The following is a 1695-nucleotide window of genomic DNA, read 5'->3' on the forward strand; positions in this document are numbered from 1 at the left end:
TCCTGGAATACAGCGATGATGTGGACGTTCACTTCTCGGCCGAGGCGGAGAATTGATGCGACGTCGCGCCATACAGGATCGGCCGCCGACTCTCCGGTTTTCTTGTCCGCCGAGTGCTGTTCCTTGAGGACGTCTGCGAGGTGGTTCGATTCCTCCAGGAAGACGTAAAGCGGCGGGAAAGCGGTACGGATACCGTTCTTCTTCTCGAAATTCCGGGCGTCGAGAACATCCGCGACCCATTCGAGGCTGGCTCGCATGTCCAGGGGTGCGCGGGGGTTGATGTAGTCGTGAACGCCTTCAATGCCGATGAGCGGCGTCAGAGAGACCATCTTCGGGTCGATGACGACGATGGTTCCGCGCTTCATGAGCATCTGTACGGCGAGCCACTGGAGGAATGCAGACTTTCCACCACCGGACCCGATGGAAAGCGCCCAGGAGTTCTGTTCGTCGGCCATCTTCTGGATGACGGGCCGGTCGAAAGTGTCCTGGCCGAGGTAGAACTCGTCGGGGCCGAGGGCGGCAAGGATCTCCTGGACCTTGGGATCCCAGATGTTCACGGCGGCCGGGGGCTCGGGTGCCGGCGGCGTCGGCTTGGGCGGGGGCTTGTGGGTGTAGACGGCGGTGGCGTGGTCGCCCCGGAAGCTGTAGCGGCCGACCCACTCCCCCGGCAGGCGGGAGTTCATCAGCGCGGTGATGCTCTCCTTCTCCATGTCGGAGCCGCGGAACGTCCAGGGCAGGCGCAGGGCGATGCGGGCGTCGTCGGCGTCCAGGCGGGCAGGGAGCTGGAGCCAGCCCGCGGCTTCCTCCTCATCGGGGAGCTTCAGGGCCTCGCGGAGGACGCCCCAGAGGCGGGGGCCATAGACGACGTCGTCGCCGGGCCGGATGGGGGCCATGCGGGGCAGGAGCGCGCCCAGGGCGGCGGTGGCCAGGACCGCGACCAGGACGGCCCAGACGTCCCAGGCCGGGACCAGGGCGAACACCAGGAGGGCCGTCAGGATCACGCGGACGAGGCCCCGGGCGGCGTAGGGCCAGCACGGCCAGTTGCCCAGGATCGGGGCGGTGGTGCGGTACGCGGCGGTCAGGCCACGCCAGACGGCGCGGTCGAGAGCCGAGGCCCGGTCGGCGGCGCGGAAGGTCCAGCGCAGGGCGGCGACGGCCCGGTCGAGGGTGTGCGAGCCCTTGCCGGAGTAGGTCCGGAGCCAGGCGGCAGCCTTGCGGGCCCAGGGGCTCGGCTGGCGGCGGGGCTGCTTCACCAGGCTGATGCGGGGCGGGGCCCAGGCAACGGAGCCCATGGCGGCGGCGTCCTCCTGGTCCTCGCGCTGCACCCGGGTGCCGGCGGACCAGGCCGTCGCGGTCGAGCGGGCGGGGCCCCGGAGCTCCCGGCCGCCGTAGAAGCGGGCGGTGCTGCGGGCGGCACGGTAGAGGAACTTCGCGAGGCTCCAGGCCGCGAGGAACGGGGCCTTCCAGCTCACGTGAACGGTGGGCCGGGCGGTGACGGCGCGGGCCTTCTTACGCTTGCGGGACTGGTCAGCCATCCAGCCGAGGAGGAAGAGGCCGCCCAGGAGGCCGAGGTCTCCGCCGGGGACGATGCTCGCGGCGGCGTCCCAGAGGAACGTGAACGCGTCCGCGAGCCAGCCGCCCTCCTGGGCGTCCGGCTCGGGTGGTGGGGCCGCGAGTGCGGCAGTCATGCTGTGC

Annotated in this window: 1 protein-coding gene; it reads right to left on the reverse strand. The window is 70.6% G+C overall.

Annotation, left to right across the window (positions count from 1 at the left end):
- A partial coding sequence (locus tag ACFVXH_RS41265; protein ID WP_387831229.1) for a hypothetical protein occupies positions 1–1695 on the reverse strand: 1695 nt, incomplete at both ends.

The organism is Kitasatospora sp. NPDC058184 (genome assembly GCF_042883725.1).
GTDB lineage: Bacteria > Actinomycetota > Actinomycetes > Streptomycetales > Streptomycetaceae > Kitasatospora.